Below are 17370 nucleotides of genomic sequence, written 5' to 3' on the forward strand. Positions count from 1 at the left end.
TCATGGCTTTTAAAATTTGTGAAGCAAATAATAAGCATCAAATTTAGCATATCCGCTATTAAGCGCGGTATAATAGGAATTGATTTGAATTTAAGATGATTAAATTCAACGCTGTCCAGTTTCTCACTGAACTTTGTACCTGTAACTTACTAAGGAGTAATTATGTATAAACAACCGTCCCATCGTGACCCTAAAAATTTTAAGCGTCCCAACAGAGCACCTGCAACGAATAGTGAACCGGTTACTATCGGCCAACGCTTCCCCTTGACCATTAAGCGCCTAGGCATCAATGGTGAGGGGATTGGCTACTATAAGCGCAAAATAACGTTTATTCCCGGTGCGCTACCGGAAGAAGTAGTCATTGCTGAAGTTACGGAAGTCCATCCTAAATTTTTGAGTGCTAAAATTCATAAAATTAGAACTGCTTCGCCAAGCCGGGTTACCCCCGTCGATGAATTTGCGGGAGTGGTCGGTGGCTTTGACCTAGAACATCTGCAATATGCCGAGCAGCTCCGCTTTAAAACCGATGTCATTGCCCAAGCCTTGGAGAAATTTAAGCCCGCTAGTTATACCCATTACGATCTACGGCCAACAATTGGTATGGCCAACCCCACTGCTTATCGTAACAAAGCCCAGTTTCCTATCCGCTTAGTTGATGGCCGCTTAGCAGTTGGTATGTATAAACTAGGTAGTCATGATTTGGTTGATTTACCAACGGTTTCCACTCAACATCCGACTACGATGAAAGTAATTCGGACAATTCGAGCCTTAATCGAGGAGCTAAATATCCCAGTCTATGATGAAACGACGAACGCTGGTATCATCAAAACCATCATTGCCCGTATTGCAGAAGCAACCGGCGAGGTCCAAGTTACTTTGGTAACTAATTCTAAAAAATTACCAAATAAAGGTCCTCTTTTAGCGGGGATCATGGCCAAATTACCGATGGTAACTTCAATTAGTCAAAACATTAATTCTGGTAAATCGGCTCTCATTTGGGGTTCTGAAACCTTTTTACTGGCTGGTAAACCATTTATTACCGAAACCATTAATGGTAAACAATTTCAACTTTCACCACGGGCTTTCTTACAACTTAACCCGGCACAGACCGGTCGGCTTTATCAAGAGGCTATCACTGCGCTTGCTTTAACCAAAGCTGATAAGTTAGTTGATGCCTATAGTGGGGTTGGTACCTTAGGAATTTCACTAGCCCATAAAGCTGGCGAAGTTCGTGGTATGGATACCATTGCAGAGTCAATTGATGATGCGAATGCGAATGCGCGCTTAAATGGTGTTAAAAATGCCCAATATTTTGTTGGGGCGGCTGAAGACTTAATTCCCCAGTGGGTCTACAATGGTTGGCGGCCCGATGCATTAATTGTCGATCCACCACGTACCGGTTTAGATGAAGCATTACGTGATACAATTTTAGCAGTTAAACCTGAAAAATTTGTCTATATTTCATGTAATCCTTCAACTCTTGCTCGTGATTTGGTTGATTTAACCGATGTGTATACTGTTGATTATATTCAATCAATCGATATGTTTCCACAAACTGCACGTGTTGAAGCTATTGTAAAATTCACACGTCGTTAATTATTTAAATTATAAAAAAGAGGTATTTTATGACAGACAAACAAAACTACGGGGCTGACATTGTCGTTGAGAGCCTTACAAACCACGGTGTTGAATTAATTTTTGGGATTCCTGGTGCCAAAATTGATCGCTTATTTGAAACGCTTGAACACCCCAAAGATGGGCAAAGAGCACCTAAACTAATCGTGACTCGTCATGAACAAAACGCAGCTTTCATGGCCCAAGCCGTTTCACGGATTACTGGTAAAACAGGAGCGGTTATGGCAACCTCAGGCCCTGGTGTTGGTAACTTAGTAACTGGGCTCATGACGGCCAATGCCGAAGGTGACTCCGTTATCGCCATTGGTGGTCAAGTTCCCCGTAAAGACCTCTATCGCTTAACGCACCAAAGTACCCCTTCTGCGCAACTTTTTGCCCCAATTACGCGCTACAGTGTTGAAATTCAAGATCCCAATAACATTTCTGAAATTTTAAGTAATGCGTTTGCCGCCGCACATGGTCCAAAACCCGGCGCCGCATTTGTTAGTCTCCCACAAGATGTTGATGATGATGCTGTAAGTGCTGATACCAAAGCTTTACCAGTTGTGCCGGCTGCGCACCTCGGTGTGGCAAGTGATGCCGATTTAACTACTTTAGCTGCGCGTATTAAAAATGCTAAGTTACCAGTATTTTTAGTTGGTATGCGCGGTTCTGATGACAAAACAGTTGCAGCATTACATGATTTACTACATGCCATTCCATTCCCTGTAGTTGAAACATTCCAAGGTTCTGGTGTGATTTCTCGCGAATTAGAAGACCAATCATTCTTTGGTCGTATCGGTTTGTTCCGTAACCAAACTGGGGATAAAATCCTCCAACAAAGTGATTTAGTTATTACTCTTGGTTATGATGCTATCGAATATGAACCACGTAACTGGAATAAAGAAGCTAATCTAAACATCGTTGCCCTTGATACGGCAGCAGCACAAATCGACAACCATTTCTTACCTGAAATGCAACTTGTCGGTGATCTTAGTCTAACGCTACAAGCCTTGCAAGCAAAATTAGTTGGTTATACATTGCCAAGTGATACGCTTACTAAATTAGCTGATTTCAAGCAACAATTACTAGCTGCTGATGAACCAAACCATATTCCAAGTGATCCAAAGTTAAGTCACCCCTTAGCAATCATTAAAGCCATTCAAGAACACGTAACTGATGATATGACCGTTTCACTTGATATTGGTTCTCACTATATCTGGATGGCTCGTCATTTCCGTTCATACGTGCCGCGGCATTTCTTGATCAGTAATGGGATGCAAACGCTAGGAGTTGGTCTTCCATGGGCGATGACCGCTGCCATGCTTCGGCCAAATGCTAAATCAGTCTCTGTATCTGGGGATGGTGGTTTCTTCTTTTCCGCACAAGAACTTGAAACAGCCGTGCGCTTAAACCTAGATACCGTTTCTATTGTGTGGAATGATAACAGTCGCTATAACATGGTGGAATTCCAAGAAGAAATGAAGTATAACAAATCAGCCGGCGTCCAATTTGGCCCAATCGATTTAGTTAAGTATGCTGAGAGTTTTGGTGCAACTGGTTTTCGGGTTGAAACACCCGATCAACTAACTGCTGTGCTTGATCAAGCATTTGCAACTAAAGGGCCGGTTGTCGTTGATATTCCAGTTGATTATTCACATAATGTCGAATTAGGTAGTCAACTAATTGGCTCGCAAATGGGCTAATTAACGTCATTTTCTAACCTTAATGTTAAAATAAAGCGTGTGAGGTGCTTAAAATAATGAATAATAATTTATATGAACATGGAACACTAGCCATGCTAATGGCTGGTAAACTCAGCGGAACCATTACGCTGGCAGAATTACTCAAACATGGTGAACATGGTATTGGTACTTTAGACGGCTTAGATGGTGAAGTAATCATTCTTGATAATGAAGTATATCAAGCCGATGAAACTGGTACCGTTAATCGAATTACTGATATGGATGCGACGTTGCCCTTTGCATCGGTCCATCATGCCATGAATGAAACAACCCTTACGTTACCTAAGGCTGATTTTAATATCCTTAACGACACGATTGTCAAAGAACATAATTTTAAAAATGTCTTTGTTGCCACCCGTTTTCATGGCGTGTTTGAAGCGGTCAAGGTCCGGGTTGCGCCAAAACAAACGCGCCCGTATCCTGGCCTACTTGAAATTGCATCTAACCAACCAATTTTTGAAAAACAAAATGTCAGTGGGACGGTTATCGGCTATTTTGCACCAGAATTATTCGGGACAGTCACTGCCGGTGGTTGGCATTTACATTTTCTAAGTGATGATCGCCAATTTGGCGGCCACCTACTCGATTTTGTAGGTACTAACTTAACGGGGACGTATCAAATTTTTGACAGCTTAGAACAACATTTTCCAGTAAGTGATCCTGAATTTAGAGCTTACGATATTGACTTAGCTTCGCTCCAAGCCGATATTCAAGCAGCTGAAGGTCATTAGTCATTTTAAACTTACTACCCGCAAAAGGGACCGAATTTTTACCAATTCGATCCCTTTTTTGCTAATTGCATACAAGCAATCTTCACTGATTGTGGCTTTTTCATTAGTTAAAATAGCTAAAAATCTTATATTATGCTCTCAGTTTTATTATTTGACTATTATTTATAAATTAGCTACACTAAAGGTGTTCATTTTGAACAATACTTACATCTTGGGGGATTTAATTATGGCAGACGATAAAGAAAAACAACCAAACTCACTACATCCACAAAAAGAAGTCAAAACAAAACCAGCCGCACCTGATTATAAAAAAGCGGATTAATTTTAACTAGCATCACCGAAAATATCAGCTAGTTATTAGCATAAAAACCAAAAAAGGATCGAATTTTTACAATTCGGTCCTTTTTGCTAGTTATAGTTAGCTTTTAATTTGAAACTTCTGGAATAACCACTCCATTAGTCACTTGACCTCCAAAACGATTACCCGTTGTTTTAGCTTGTAGGTCTAAATTCTGGCGAATTAAATTAGTCGCTTTTTGGCGATTAGTATCCGATAAAATCTGGAATGATTGGCCATTATACATATAATTAACCCCTTGGATATGATCAGATTTAATATGCTTAGTTGCGACACGATATTTAGCCATTAATGTCATAATGTCATCGAATGATAAATTAGTTTGAACATTCTTAGCAATTGCTTTGAAAAAATCAGCACTGAATAAACTTGAAATATTTGTTGATTTTTTAGCTAATGCTGTTAAAACTAATCGTTGGCGTTTTTGTCGACCATAATCACCTAATGGATCGGTATAACGCATCCGTGAAAATGCTAGTGCTGCTTGCCCATTCATCACTTTATAAGTTTTAAAATGTTTGCCATCAGAAGCATATTGATACTTTGATTGACCTTTTACAAATTTATACGTATTAGTCTTTTTATTATTCGGTTGATACGTAAATGTCAATGGTGATTTTACGACGACACCACCAACTTTATCAACCATTTTTTCTAAGCCCCCCATGTTAATCAAGGCATAGAAGTCAATCGGCACATTTAAATAATTTTGTAAGGTCTTAATCGTTGTTTCTGGATGGCCCTTACCGTTGGCTGGGAACTCATATGCAGCATTTATTTTCATTGGAAAATATGCTTCAAAGCCAGGAATCGACACCATTGAATCCCGTGGTATTGAAACCAATGTTGTCGTTTTTGTTGTTGGATTAATAGTTGCAATCATAATTGAATCAGTTCTACCCGTATACGACCGATCTAGTGATCCGGTATCCGTTCCTAATAATAAAACTGATATGGGTTTGCCTGCTTTTAACACTGATGCCACATCACGGGCTGATTTAAAACTCGAACTAAGCGGGCTATAAGTTGACTTGATAGCATCTTTAGCGCTATTGTACGCTCTTGCTGCAATAAAACCACCAATCCCTAAAATTAAAACTAGCAATACTAAAATTAATTTTAAGCCCCGATGACGTCGGCGTTTCTTTGGTCTTTGCGGCTGACGCGTGACACGTGATTGCTCTTCCATAATTTAACATTCTTCCTATTCCTAAAAATCTTTTCAATGAAGGTATTATAAGCTTTTATCGCTTTTTTTTCAAAAATCGGTCACACATTTTAACCTTTATAAGTAAATTTTACGTAAATTTAAAAGTCAGTTGAATTAAGTTAAAATGCGCACAAAAAAAGACTTAAACCAATCAATTTTGTTTTAAGCCTATTGCTAGTAAATGCTATATAAAGTGATACAGCATACCCTTCCCCCACGTAGCATCCCCATGCTACTAAAATGTTTGAACAATTCATCTGTGGTAAACCCCAATCATTACCACAAGATAATTGTAAAACAATTGTAATCTTTTTGCAACTAAAAAATTATATTTTATGTCGCTAACGGATATTACCGTTAATTTTTTAATCTTTATGTAATAAAAGGCGTTGATTATTCTTCAACCACCCGCTTCGCTACGGCTTGCATTTTATAATGTTTTAAAATGTGGGCTTTCTCCCCAACAACAGTTGCGTTAGCTGGTACATCATCAACGACAACACTTCCCGCACCTACCTGTGCTGCATCACCAATGGTAATGGCACCTAATACGACTGCTTGGGCCCCAATCATGACATGATTCCCTAATTTAGGATGGCGCCGTAGCCCACTACTCGGTCCGCGATTACCTAGGGTTACCCCATGATGTAAGGTGACATCATCACCAATAATTGCCGTCTCACCGATTACGACCCCCATACCATGGTCAATAAATAATCTCTGCCCAATTTGTGCTCCAGGATGAATTTCAATATTGGTCCAGTGTTTCGCCCAAAAAGCACCTAGGCTAGCCAATAAGTACCATTTATGATCGTACAAAAAATGATTGATGCGATGATAAACAATGGCATGATATCCATTATAAGTTAGCATTACTTGGAGGCGACTTTTTGCGGCTGGATCACGCTCCATGATACTATCAATAGTTTTAAACATTATTTCTCCTTTATGAGAGTGCGATGCCACCGGTTTAACTACGCGCACTAAGTAGCTCCTTGAATGTGGCTACCAAGCCACCGAAAGTAGCGCTTAGGTAAGTAGTTTGGTGGCATTAGCACGTTTTATGAGAGTGCGGACCCACCGGTTTAACTACGCGCACTAAGTAGCTCCTTGAATGTGGCTACCAAGCCACCGAAAGTAGCGCTTAGGTAAGTAGTTTGGTGGCTCTAGCACGTTTTTATCCAATAAAAAATGGGCTAGTAGTTACCTACTAACCCATAGAAAATCAGAAGTCGGTAACTTTGGCATGTCAATAAACAAACTTGCCAAAGCGCCAACTAATTGAAAATTAGCAATGCTTACAAGTTTGTAATATGTATTGACATAAACAGTTACACGTAATCATCAACTAATTTTCCTTTCATCACATTTTAAATTTCAAGAAATCAACACTATAAGAATAGCACTCTCTTTTATAATTTACAAGTAATTGCTTCTATCCTAGTAATTTCAATTAAAATTTATAATTATTTAATAGTATAGCTAATAAAAAATTAATATGATATAATTTTTTTATTAATGTTACAAAAGGAGAAAACCCTTGAACCAAGTCCAACAAATTCTTAATCAGTACGGCTTAAAACTGGTTAATTATACCCCCAATCCTGATATGGCAGCCCTTATGCCAACCCCTATTCGAACCCATATCACCTTAGCCAATGTTGTTATTAACAATCATGATTTTGTCCTGATTGACATTGATGACGACCTTAATGATGATCGGTTCATTCAATTAATTAAATTACTGAAAAACATTCCATTTCCCGTCATCTTTATTACAGATAATTTAACTAGCGAGACACAGTTAAATATTATGCAAAATAATTTTGGCTTTATCAGTCATAATGGGTTTTTCTTACCTGCCATTAAACCTGTTACTTTAAATAAGCCCACAATGCAATTAATTTCGTTATCTAAAAATCAACAAATTATTATTTTAGCATTGATTTATTGGAAACTTTTACAAGATGATAATAGTAACATTTTTCATATTAAAGTCCGCCAATTAGCCAAATTTCTGGATATTACCCCAATGACCATTTCCCGTGCCTTACGGACCTTTGTCGATGCTGGCTGGCTCGCAACGAGCGGTTATACGCGTAATCATAGTTTTGCCATTCCCGCTGGTTTTGATCTTAACTCCTGGATTCAAGAAATTTTGCATTTCCTACCTAGCCCAGTTCAAAAAACGGTCTACATTCCGTTAAATGATGCTACTAAAATTACCAACAAGCGTTTAACCAACCTAACTGCTCTAAGTAAATTTACGTTAGTAGCACCTAGTGCCATGCTTAACTGGGCAATTCCAGCCAAAGACTTAACAGCTAACTTGCGGACAGTGTGCATTCCAGAGTTCAACGCCTCACTAGCACCTAAAAAACACTTGGCTGTCGAATTATGGAAATATGATGCCGCCATTTTTAGCCAGTTTTTACCAACCAATTATCAAATTGCGGTTGATCCGATTTCGTTATACCTTAGTTTACGTAACTTCCATGATAAACAAGTTCACGAACAACTAAATGTCTTATTACAAAACTTAGTTAAACAACGAAAAAAATAAGCGTGCTTACCCTTAATTTAACCCAATCTGTTGCCCATAATGGTAAGGCGCTTCACACGCCACAAAAGACTGAACTTACTAAGTTCAGTCTTTTGTGCTATTTTCAACCACCATTAAGGACGCTTTGCCCTCTGCTTTGGACTAACCCCATCTTTTGGGATTCCAAATACGACCATCTAGCTCACCAGTATTTTGCTCTAATCGCGTTACTTGTTCATTTACCATGGTTTCCAACCCCATAAAAAAAGCCTGATCGACAAAACTACGACTTTCCTGCTTTAATTCATTAATTAACGCTATGAGCCACATCTGTTCATCATCCATTATGTCTCCTCCGCATCTCTAATCATGTCGACTGTCCAATGTAATTCAGTTAGTTCATCAGTATTAGCCTGTATTTGTGCCAAAATCAGCTTTAATTTCGCTTGAACTTCACTATCATCACTTGCCTTAATCCGCTTTTGTAACTGCGCACAATACCATGCTTGCTGGGCATCAAAGCCTGTGCCAACCTGCGTTAAATATTGATGGTATTGCATTACTAACTGTAATCTTTGATGAACAGTCATATATTGAAACTGACTAATCACCAACGGTTTAGCATATTGCCAATTAAGCTTATGCGCCATCGCCTGTAGTGGTTTCAATAACTCAGAAATCGTATACTCTTCCTTACCACCTGCCTGATACTCAGCAACTGGTTGGCCCATTGAAACAACGATTCCAAACTCTTTGGCCCCAAGCGTTGCTCCCCGACCGTAGGCAAACCCTGCGGTTAATACTAAATCTTGCCATTCTCTTAAAATGGCCGGCATACTATACCAATATAGGGGAAATTGAAATATAATGCGAGTATGCGCTTGTAATAATGCTTGTTCATGCCCCACATCAATTTGTTGATCTGTTAGTCGGTGCCAGGTGACATCTTCTTGGGGATAATTATGTTGTAAAAATTGTTGAGTTGCCGAATCTTCAAAATTAGGATGCGCAACAATAATTAAAGTTTTCATCGTAGGTCTCACTTATCTATACTTAGGTTTACTTGGCACTGTTTCATACTTAAATAGGATAGCACATTATGAAAAAAACTACTAAAATTCAAACATACCATGTTTTACAGATAATAAGTTATCTAGGCATCATCGCCACGCTCAGCTTAACGGTTTATCTATGGCAAATCGGTGCCTTTACTAACCTCAAGGTCTTGCAAAAATTAGTAGGCCTTGATGCACATCCCTTGCTAGCACCCCTTATTTTTATCGCACTACAAATTTGTCAAATTATTATCCCCATTATTCCCGGGGCGCTAACCCTCACAGCGGGCGTTTTGTTATTTGGGCCATGGTGGGGCTTTTTATATAATTACCTCGGTATCATAATTGGCTCGACCTTGGCCTTCCTCTTAGCCCGTTATTTTGGCGGTCAACTCCTGATACATCTTTTTTCATTAAAGCAACGTACGAAATACTTAACATGGCTTGATCAAAATGAACGCCGTTTTGCCAAATTTTTTATCGTCGCGATTTTATTACCTGGCTTCCCTGATGATCTCCTAACGATGATTGCTGGTTTATCGAAAATGTCACTCCGCACATTTTGCATAATTATTTTAATCGCTAAACCGCTTAGTATTGCTAGTTACTCCGGTCTTGCTAAACTTTTCATTGGCTAAGAGCCTACCAAAAAATGAATAATCACTAACTATTAAAAATAAAAAGGCCTGAATTTGTTAAAATTCGGCCTTTTTACGTATTTTATCATCTGAGCAAGCGCTATTTTGTTTCTTTATTGAGCGTTGTCGTATCTAATGTCAACTTAATTGTGGTTGTCTTTAACGTACTACCACGATAGTATTTCACTTTCACACTATCCCCAATTTTATGACTAAACAAAATCTCACGCAGGGTCGCTTGACTCGTCACCTTTTTACCATCCATTGCCACGATCACATCATACTTCTTAATACCGGCTGTTTTCGCAGGACTTTGCTTAAGGGTTTGCATAATCACAACCCCCTTAGTTATCGAAGTTGGTAACTTAAGGACACTCTTTTGATCACTACTTGTAATATTGCTTAAGTCAATCAAGGTCACCCCAAGGGCTGGTCGTTTAACTGAACCCGAACTGATGATTTGATTAATAATGCTGACCACTTCATTCGATGGAATTGAAAAGCCCATCCCCTCAACCGAAGTGCCGTTTGAGTCACTAGCTAATTTCATCGAGTTAATCCCAATTACCTGGCCACTCAAGTTAATCAATGGCCCACCTGAATTACCAGGATTAATTGCCGCATCAGTTTGAATAACGGTGGCATTACCCGTTTGGACGCCATCATCATTCGTGGCTGCAACGGTACGCTTCTTAGCAGAAATAATCCCTTGCGTCACACTCGTTGCATACTGTGAGCCTAATGGTGAACCAATCGCTAACACAGTTTGGCCGACATTTATATCGTTTGAATTACCAAAACTAGCAATCTGGGTTACCTTGCTTGCATTAATCTTTAAGACGGCTAAATCAGTCGTTTCATCAGTCCCCACTAGTTTGGCTGTCAACTTAGTGCCGTCACTCATAATTACTTGCAACGCATTTGATCCTGAGACAACGTGGTTATTAGTCACAATATAGGCGATGCCATTGCTCTTTTTAAAAATGACCCCTGATCCTTCTGAAGCCGTTTCTAATGTACTTTTTTTACTTGAGCTCGAGCTTGAACTGCTTCCAAATATCGAGTTTAGCGTACTGTTAGTACTGCTTTTTTGCAAATTAATCACAGACACTACTGCGCCCGAAACACTATTAAATGCTTTCGTCGCACTATTACTTTCCGCTTTAGTCGTTTGGACTTTGACGTTGCCAGTCGTCGTTTTGCTTGAACTTGAAATATGATTTTGTTGCCATGCTTCATAGGCATTATCTCCACTGATAACAATTCCCCCACCAAGCATACCGGCCACTAAACTCATCACTACGACCTTGGTTGTTCCACTTTTTACGCGGCTTTTTTGGTTGTCGTTTTCCATAGCCTGCCTCCACTCTAACTTTTGTCATTAGTTTTTATGTTATGCTACTGTACTAACATTAAATTAGCGTTAAATAGCATCAATACCTATATAATAGCAAAAAAGAGCGCATTTTGCGTCCTTTCCTTACCAATTTTAAATAGCTCTTAAAGGTGTGGCCTGATTAGGATCCGTATCCCAAAGCTTAAAATCATGATTAACAGCGATATCACGTTGTTGCATAATTTGCTCCACCGTTAAATGTGCTAAAATCTTTTGGTTATTTTCCTGACTCAGATGCCCCAAATAAATCTGTTTGGTATTATTACCTAATAAATCAATTGCCGCTAAGGCCCCATCTTCATTCGACAAATGACCCTTATCACCCAAAATGCGTTGCTTTAGCGACCACGCATAACTGCCCATTCTGAGCATCTCGACGTCATGGTTTGTTTCGAGTAGATAAGCATCCGCATTTTTTAAGGTTCCTTGCAAGCGATCAGATAAATAACCCGTATCCGTCACAATCGCAAAGGTTTTATTAGCATGGTGGAATTGGTAAAATTGTGGGTTCGCAGCATCATGGGATACTGCAAAGCTTTCGACATCCAAATCGCCTAAATCTAATGTTTTCCCCGGCTCAAAAATCAACTGTTGAGTTGGTGCTACTTTACCGATCTTGCTAGCCATTGCTGCCCACGTAGCCTGATTAGCATAGACTGGCATCCCATATTTGCGGGCTAAAATACCAACCCCTTTAATATGATCAATATGCTCATGGGTGACAAATATGGCATCGACATCTTTAAGCGAACGATTAATCGAGTTCATCAATTGTTCGATTTTTTTACCAGACAAACCAGCATCAACTAACACCTTATGGTTGGGTGTTTCAATATAGGTAACATTCCCTGAACTACCACTCGCTAATGAACTAATTTTTAAAGCATCATCTGAAAATAAATCAACCACATTACCCCTTTCTAACCATGTTAAATCTGACTACTGGCGACATTCTTGGTACTTGTCGTTTTGGTTTGCATGATTTCGCCTGTAAAGGCATTTACTTTTTTAATTTCGATATCACTACTGTTCCCATTTTGAACACCAAAGAACCAGGTTGGCACATACACAACCGTGTTATCAATCTTCAATAATTTCGCATACGCAAGACGGTGCCAAATAATTTTAGCCCCATTCGCTAATTGATTATACTGATACAACCAAATTACCGCCTTTTGTTCGCTAATGGTAGTCGTCCGTTCCCGTAAGGTTTGCGGATTAGCAATATAGGTTTGCGTGTAGCTAACGACTTTCCCGGCACTATTAATTTTAAACCGTAATTGCCCATTAGTAGCAATTACTAACCCGGTCGGCAAGGTTTGTACGTAGACGATTTCCTTAGTTGCGAGGGCCGTCAACCGCGCATTATAGACATAGCTTGTCCCATTAATCACATTGGTTGCTTGTGCACTAAACGGGTCAAGCTTGCGCGCTGGGTGCTTTAAATTAACTGTAAATTGGTTTTTACTAGCCAATTTAACCGTTAAGCTATGCTTAGTCGCATTAAACGTCGGTGTGCCCACCTTGATTTGGCTAGCTTTTTGCCTTAGCTCATTGTTCAGCTGTCCCGCCACGTAAAATCCTTCACCGGCTTGTTTAGATAACGTACCCGTTGAAATACCGTCATTGCGGATTTCTTTCAAAACGGTTAGCGAGCCCGCTGCGCCACTGGTTTCTGGTTGAAATCCTTGATACCACTGCACCGATAAGAAAACATCAATCGCAATAAAGATTAGCAGAAATATCCACTGAATTCTTCTAAAATCCATCTATCGCATCCCCCCTAATTATTATTTTTTGTCAGCCATTGATCAAGGCGCAACCATTCATCATTAATTTCTATATACCACACGGGCTTCAAATCGATGACCATATTTGAACTACTATTAGTTGTCCACCGATAACCAACTTGCATATCCTGAATGTTTTTAATCGCAATGCCATGCGCAACTAACCTCGCCAACACCGCATCACTAGACATCAATGTGACCGTTGGTTTGTTATTTGGTAGTGGGACTTGCAATGAATATAATGAGAAACGCATTTGTGTGTTACCTTGCGTATCATAGTTCAACTGGACACTTCCATAACGGGTTTGATTAAAAATCGGGAACCCCTCAACGTACGTCCGATACACAAAATTCGTCGCATCTTCATTTGTTTCAAAAAAACGCATGTTATCTAACGGCACTCCGATACTGACCAAATCAGTATAGGCGTTGCGAAGGATCTTACTATAACCAGTCGCATCTCGGGAGCCATCAAAGTTTTGATAGCTAACCACGCCACTTTTACTAAAGACCGTCATTCGGCGGAAATTGCCGTCTTCGTAGACTGTTCGGTTGGTTTGCTTTTTCGTCTTAACTGAGGATAAGCCCCCGTTATTTAACAACCCCTTAACTAAACTATTAGCAGTTTGCTTATTCAATAGGTATGAATACTGTTTTAAAGTTACTCCTTGCGTATACGTTAATAACACATTTTTCTCATATAAACGTTCGCTCACCGGGACTTTCCCACTTGCTTGATTAATTTTTTTAAGCAATTTCTTTAAGCCTCGCGGTGTGACATTTAAGGCTTGCACACTAAACTGACTATCATTTAAGAGATAAATATGTTTGGGATTTTTGGTTGGAATCAAAATTCGATTAAACTCGAGCTTACGATCAAATTTAATTTTTTGTTGATAGACCGTATTAAATAACGAACCGGCTAGTAAATCCGGGTAATTCAATAACAGCATATTAGCTTGTTGCAGTAGTTGCGCATACGCCTGGGCCGATAGCCTGGTCACCTTACTTGTCTTTGTAAACTGCCACTGGCGCATACTCTTTTGCACTTCGTTGATCACATTCACTTTGTTATCATAGAGTAACTTTTGCGCCTGACTAGCATCAGTTTGAAGCACTTGCGTTGGTGAATAGATATCACTAATCGTACGCGCCGTTATCGTTGAGTTCTCAGCTGTGCTTCGTGTCGTACTTTTATTAGTATGTGTGAAATGGGCTGGATTTATCGAAATCAAACCCGTAAAAATCAAATTAATCACGATGGCAATCGTCAAACTGACGGGTAATACGAAGCGGCTGACGATGCCAAAATTGGTTACTAACTTAAAGCGTTTTTTATTCTGCATCCCAATCATCCCCTGCATCATATTTCTCAAATGGTAATGAGATATAGAATGTTGACCCTTTACCTTCAACACTATCAACCCAGATACGCCCACCAAGCAGTTGGACAACTTCTTTGGAGATCGCTAATCCAAGGCCGGTACCACCTTGTTTGCGTGAACGCGCTTTGTCAACGCGGAAGAACCGGTCAAAGATCTTAGGCACATCTTTGCGTGGAATTCCCAGTCCTTGGTCGGTCACACTCAAAATGGCATAATTATGCGTTTGTAATAGCCGGACAATAATTTCACTACCATCAGGCGAATACTTAATCGCATTATTCATTAAATTATCGACGACTTGGGTAAACTTATCGGTATCGAGTTCAACCCAGATATCCTTATCGGTAAACTCACGCTTAATACTATATTGTTTTTCCGGATGATCATCTTTTTCGATAATCATATCAAACCGATTCAAGATATAATTTAGCAGTTCATTCAAATTAACATACTCGAGTTCGAGTTTGGTCGTCCCCGAGTCCATGCGTGATAGCGCCAACAAATCATTAATCATGCGAATCATGCGTTCAGTTTCATCTTGAGTAACCTTTAAGAAACTAGGCGCAACTTCCGGATCTTGCCATGCGCCATCTGCTAAAGCTTCAATATATGAGCGAACTGAAGTCAATGGTGTGCGTAATTCATGCGACACGTTCGAGACAAAGGCTTTGCGATCACGTTCAATTTTTTCTTGTTCGGTAACATCATGTAGGACAATAACTAGACCGGAAATAAACCCCGATGCCCGCTGGATTAAACTGATATAGGCGTGCAAAATTAATTCATGGTCCACTTGGGATAAATCAAGCACGAGTTCTTCTTGTTTTTCCAATAACTGCCGTAAGGTGTACTCTTCACCAATATCAAGTAAGTCGATAATCGACTGACCAACCGCATCTTCGGTATGGGCGAGACCTAATAAGGTAAGTGCTTCATCGTTGATAATCGTCACATTCCCCCGGCGATCCGTGGCTAGCACCCCATCACTCATATGAGCCAATACGGAATCTAAACGCCGCCGTTCCGACTCTGAGGCGGCTGTTGACTCTTCAACCCGATCAGACAAGACATTTACAGCTTGCGCTAGTTGACCTAATTCATCATTTCCATAAATTTTGACTTGGCCACTGTAGTCGCCATCCGCAATCAGGCGGGTCTGGAGATTAATCTCTTCAATTGGCCGGGTAATCGCCCGGGCAATCACAAACGCCATGCCGACCCCTAAAATAATTGCGATAATCGAGGCATAGATATAAATACCTGTAATATTATTGATACTTTTATAAACTGATTCCATATTCGCCCGCACGACAATCACACCGACAATCGCATTGTGATTACCTTGCACGGTGACAACTGGCGTCGTGGTAACCTCATAACGGTCACCATTTTGAACTTCAACGTTTTCTTTCTCATATGAACGTTGCGATAGGGCATTTTTGACATTATTATCCGTCGTTTTTTGGCCGATAATCTGTTGATTATTAACATCACTCGTGCCCCGAATGGTGCCTTTAACATCAATCACCCGAATTTCGGTGATATTTTGATTATTAACATCCGTTAAAATGGTATGAATCTTACGGTTGGCTTTGCTTTGATTACTCAGCATTAATTGCTCACCTAGCGACTGATTAACATACGACTGTAACTGAATTTGGGTGCTAAAAGTTTTGCGCGTTTGTTGTTCCAATTGATGCACGAAAAAAGCGCCCACGAGTTCAAGTGTTACCAATAACATCAATGCAAACACGAGCGCAATTTTGAAATGGATGGATTGGAACGATCTAAAAATACGTTGCACGTTAGTCCTCCACTTAACGATGCGATCCAGCAGGATCTATCTCATTCTCTTTATCATTAGTTTAATTAGTCTTCGGCATTCCGCAAGAAATAGCCGACACCCCGGCGCGTTACCAACCAGACGGGATGACTAGGGTTATCTTCGATTTTTTCGCGTAAACGGCGCACAGTTACATCAACCGTCCGCACGTCACCGAAATAATCATAGCCCCAGACAATCTGTAAGAGGTGTTCGCGCGTCATTACTTGCCCGATGTGTTGGGCCAAATAATGGAGTAGTTCAAATTCACGGTGAGTCAATTCAATATCTTCACCCCGTTTAGCAACCATGTAGGCTTCGGGATGAATAACTAGATCGCCTAAGACAATATCACTACTTTCCGCTTCTTCTTCAACTTTTGGTGCGGGCGTTACCGCTTGCCGGCGCAAGTTAGCTTTAACCCGTGCGACTAACTCACTATTAGAAAATGGCTTCGTGATATAATCATCGGCTCCCATTTCTAGGCCGACTACTTTATCGATTTCGGAGTCCTTGGCGGACACCATAATGACTGGTACCGTTGACTTAGCTCGAATTTGCCGTAATACTTCCTTGCCTTCCAATTCTGGTAGCATTTGATCTAGTAAAATCAAATCAGGTTCTTCGCTTTCAAACTTGGCTAAGGCTTCGGCCCCGTCATAGGCGGTCACCACATCAAAATTTTCTTTGGTTAAGGTAAATTTGATGATATCCGAAATTGGTCGTTCATCATCAACAACTAATATTTTACTCATAATTTAAATCCTTCCGCTTCTGGTAGATGAACAGGCTTATGCCTGCTTTTATTTATCACTTAGTTTACTAATTTATATCTAACAAAGCGCACCATTACATCTACGCAACTAAAATTAAATAAATTATACCATATATCACTAAGCGGGCGCGCATCGCATTGTGATGTTATCTTTGTTAAGTTTTTGTAATGTTTCATTATTATATGAAGATAAAAGTTGTGGACGGTAATTCTGATTGGACAGCGTGGTCTTAGTTTGAACGGTGACTATCGGACATTGGTTTAAATCTGATCTCGGTGAGTGTCACACTCTAAACATGTTTCAAGTAA

Annotated in this window: 15 protein-coding genes; 5 read left to right on the forward strand and 10 right to left on the reverse strand. The window is 39.9% G+C overall.

What is annotated here, in order from left to right; all coding sequences use genetic code 11:
• Nucleotides 1-162: 162 nt before the first annotated feature.
• The 3 genes from rlmD to budA are packed head-to-tail and all read left to right on the forward strand — an operon-like array spanning nt 163 to nt 4090.
• Nucleotides 163-1596 carry a 23S rRNA (uracil(1939)-C(5))-methyltransferase RlmD gene (gene rlmD, locus JOC59_RS00180; RefSeq protein WP_205142777.1) on the forward strand — a complete coding sequence of 478 codons (1434 nt, stop codon included), beginning with the start codon at nt 163-165 and terminating at the stop codon, nt 1594-1596.
• A 29-nt stretch (nt 1597-1625) separates the two neighbouring features.
• The gene (gene alsS, locus JOC59_RS00185) at nt 1626-3320 is read left to right on the forward strand and encodes an acetolactate synthase AlsS (RefSeq protein ID WP_205142778.1); all 1695 of its coding nucleotides are present in this window, start codon (nt 1626-1628) and stop codon (nt 3318-3320) included.
• 56 nt (nt 3321-3376) lie between these two features.
• On the forward strand, nt 3377-4090 hold the full coding sequence (gene budA, locus JOC59_RS00190) for an acetolactate decarboxylase (protein ID WP_205142779.1): 714 nt from the start codon (nt 3377-3379) through the stop codon (nt 4088-4090).
• A 425-nt stretch (nt 4091-4515) separates the two neighbouring features.
• Here budA and JOC59_RS00195 read toward each other — a convergent pair whose 3' ends face one another.
• Both JOC59_RS00195 and cysE read right to left on the reverse strand, forming a co-directional pair.
• On the reverse strand, nt 4516-5637 hold the full coding sequence (locus JOC59_RS00195) for an LCP family protein (protein ID WP_205142780.1): 1122 nt from the start codon (nt 5635-5637) through the stop codon (nt 4516-4518).
• A gap of 414 nt (nt 5638-6051) precedes the next feature.
• On the reverse strand, nt 6052-6597 hold the full coding sequence (cysE, locus tag JOC59_RS00200; RefSeq protein ID WP_375792761.1) for a serine O-acetyltransferase: 546 nt from the start codon (nt 6595-6597) through the stop codon (nt 6052-6054).
• Between the two features lie 601 nt (nt 6598-7198).
• Between cysE and JOC59_RS00205 the strand changes: the two genes are divergently transcribed.
• The gene (locus JOC59_RS00205) at nt 7199-8221 is read left to right on the forward strand and encodes a GntR family transcriptional regulator (protein WP_205142782.1); all 1023 of its coding nucleotides are present in this window, start codon (nt 7199-7201) and stop codon (nt 8219-8221) included.
• A gap of 141 nt (nt 8222-8362) precedes the next feature.
• On the opposite strand, the gene JOC59_RS00210 is transcribed toward JOC59_RS00205, so the two are convergent.
• Both JOC59_RS00210 and JOC59_RS00215 read right to left on the reverse strand, forming a co-directional pair.
• The gene (locus JOC59_RS00210; protein WP_205142783.1) at nt 8363-8545 is read right to left on the reverse strand and encodes a hypothetical protein; all 183 of its coding nucleotides are present in this window, start codon (nt 8543-8545) and stop codon (nt 8363-8365) included.
• Nucleotides 8545-9231, reverse strand: a complete 687-nt coding sequence (locus JOC59_RS00215) for an NAD(P)H-dependent oxidoreductase (protein WP_205142784.1) — start codon at nt 9229-9231, stop codon at nt 8545-8547. Before JOC59_RS00215 ends, JOC59_RS00210 begins: the two co-directional genes overlap by 1 nt.
• A gap of 68 nt (nt 9232-9299) precedes the next feature.
• Between JOC59_RS00215 and JOC59_RS00220 the strand changes: the two genes are divergently transcribed.
• On the forward strand, nt 9300-9893 hold the full coding sequence (locus tag JOC59_RS00220; protein ID WP_205142785.1) for a TVP38/TMEM64 family protein: 594 nt from the start codon (nt 9300-9302) through the stop codon (nt 9891-9893).
• Between the two features lie 100 nt (nt 9894-9993).
• On the opposite strand, the gene JOC59_RS00225 is transcribed toward JOC59_RS00220, so the two are convergent.
• The 6 genes from JOC59_RS00225 to yycF all read right to left on the reverse strand — a co-directional run bounded on the left by JOC59_RS00225 (nt 9994) and on the right by yycF (nt 17041).
• Entirely contained in the window at nt 9994-11247 is a 1254-nt protein-coding gene (locus JOC59_RS00225) for a S1C family serine protease (RefSeq protein WP_205142786.1), read from the reverse strand.
• Between the two features lie 135 nt (nt 11248-11382).
• Nucleotides 11383-12198: an MBL fold metallo-hydrolase gene (locus JOC59_RS00230; RefSeq protein ID WP_205142787.1), complete on the reverse strand. Its 816-nt coding sequence runs from the start codon at nt 12196-12198 to the stop codon at nt 11383-11385.
• A gap of 20 nt (nt 12199-12218) precedes the next feature.
• Nucleotides 12219-13058 carry a two-component system regulatory protein YycI gene (locus JOC59_RS00235; protein WP_205142788.1) on the reverse strand — a complete coding sequence of 280 codons (840 nt, stop codon included), beginning with the start codon at nt 13056-13058 and terminating at the stop codon, nt 12219-12221.
• A 14-nt stretch (nt 13059-13072) separates the two neighbouring features.
• Entirely contained in the window at nt 13073-14425 is a 1353-nt protein-coding gene (locus JOC59_RS00240; protein ID WP_205142789.1) for a YycH family regulatory protein, read from the reverse strand.
• Nucleotides 14415-16268 (reverse strand): cell wall metabolism sensor histidine kinase WalK, encoded by a 1854-nt coding sequence (walK, locus tag JOC59_RS00245; protein WP_205142790.1) that lies wholly within the window; start codon nt 16266-16268, stop codon nt 14415-14417. Before walK ends, JOC59_RS00240 begins: the two co-directional genes overlap by 11 nt.
• A 65-nt stretch (nt 16269-16333) precedes the next feature.
• Nucleotides 16334-17041: a response regulator YycF gene (yycF, locus tag JOC59_RS00250; RefSeq protein WP_205142791.1), complete on the reverse strand. Its 708-nt coding sequence runs from the start codon at nt 17039-17041 to the stop codon at nt 16334-16336.
• Between the last annotated feature and the right edge of the window lie 329 nt (nt 17042-17370).

This window comes from Periweissella beninensis (assembly GCF_016908275.1).
Taxonomy (GTDB): domain Bacteria; phylum Bacillota; class Bacilli; order Lactobacillales; family Lactobacillaceae; genus Periweissella; species Periweissella beninensis.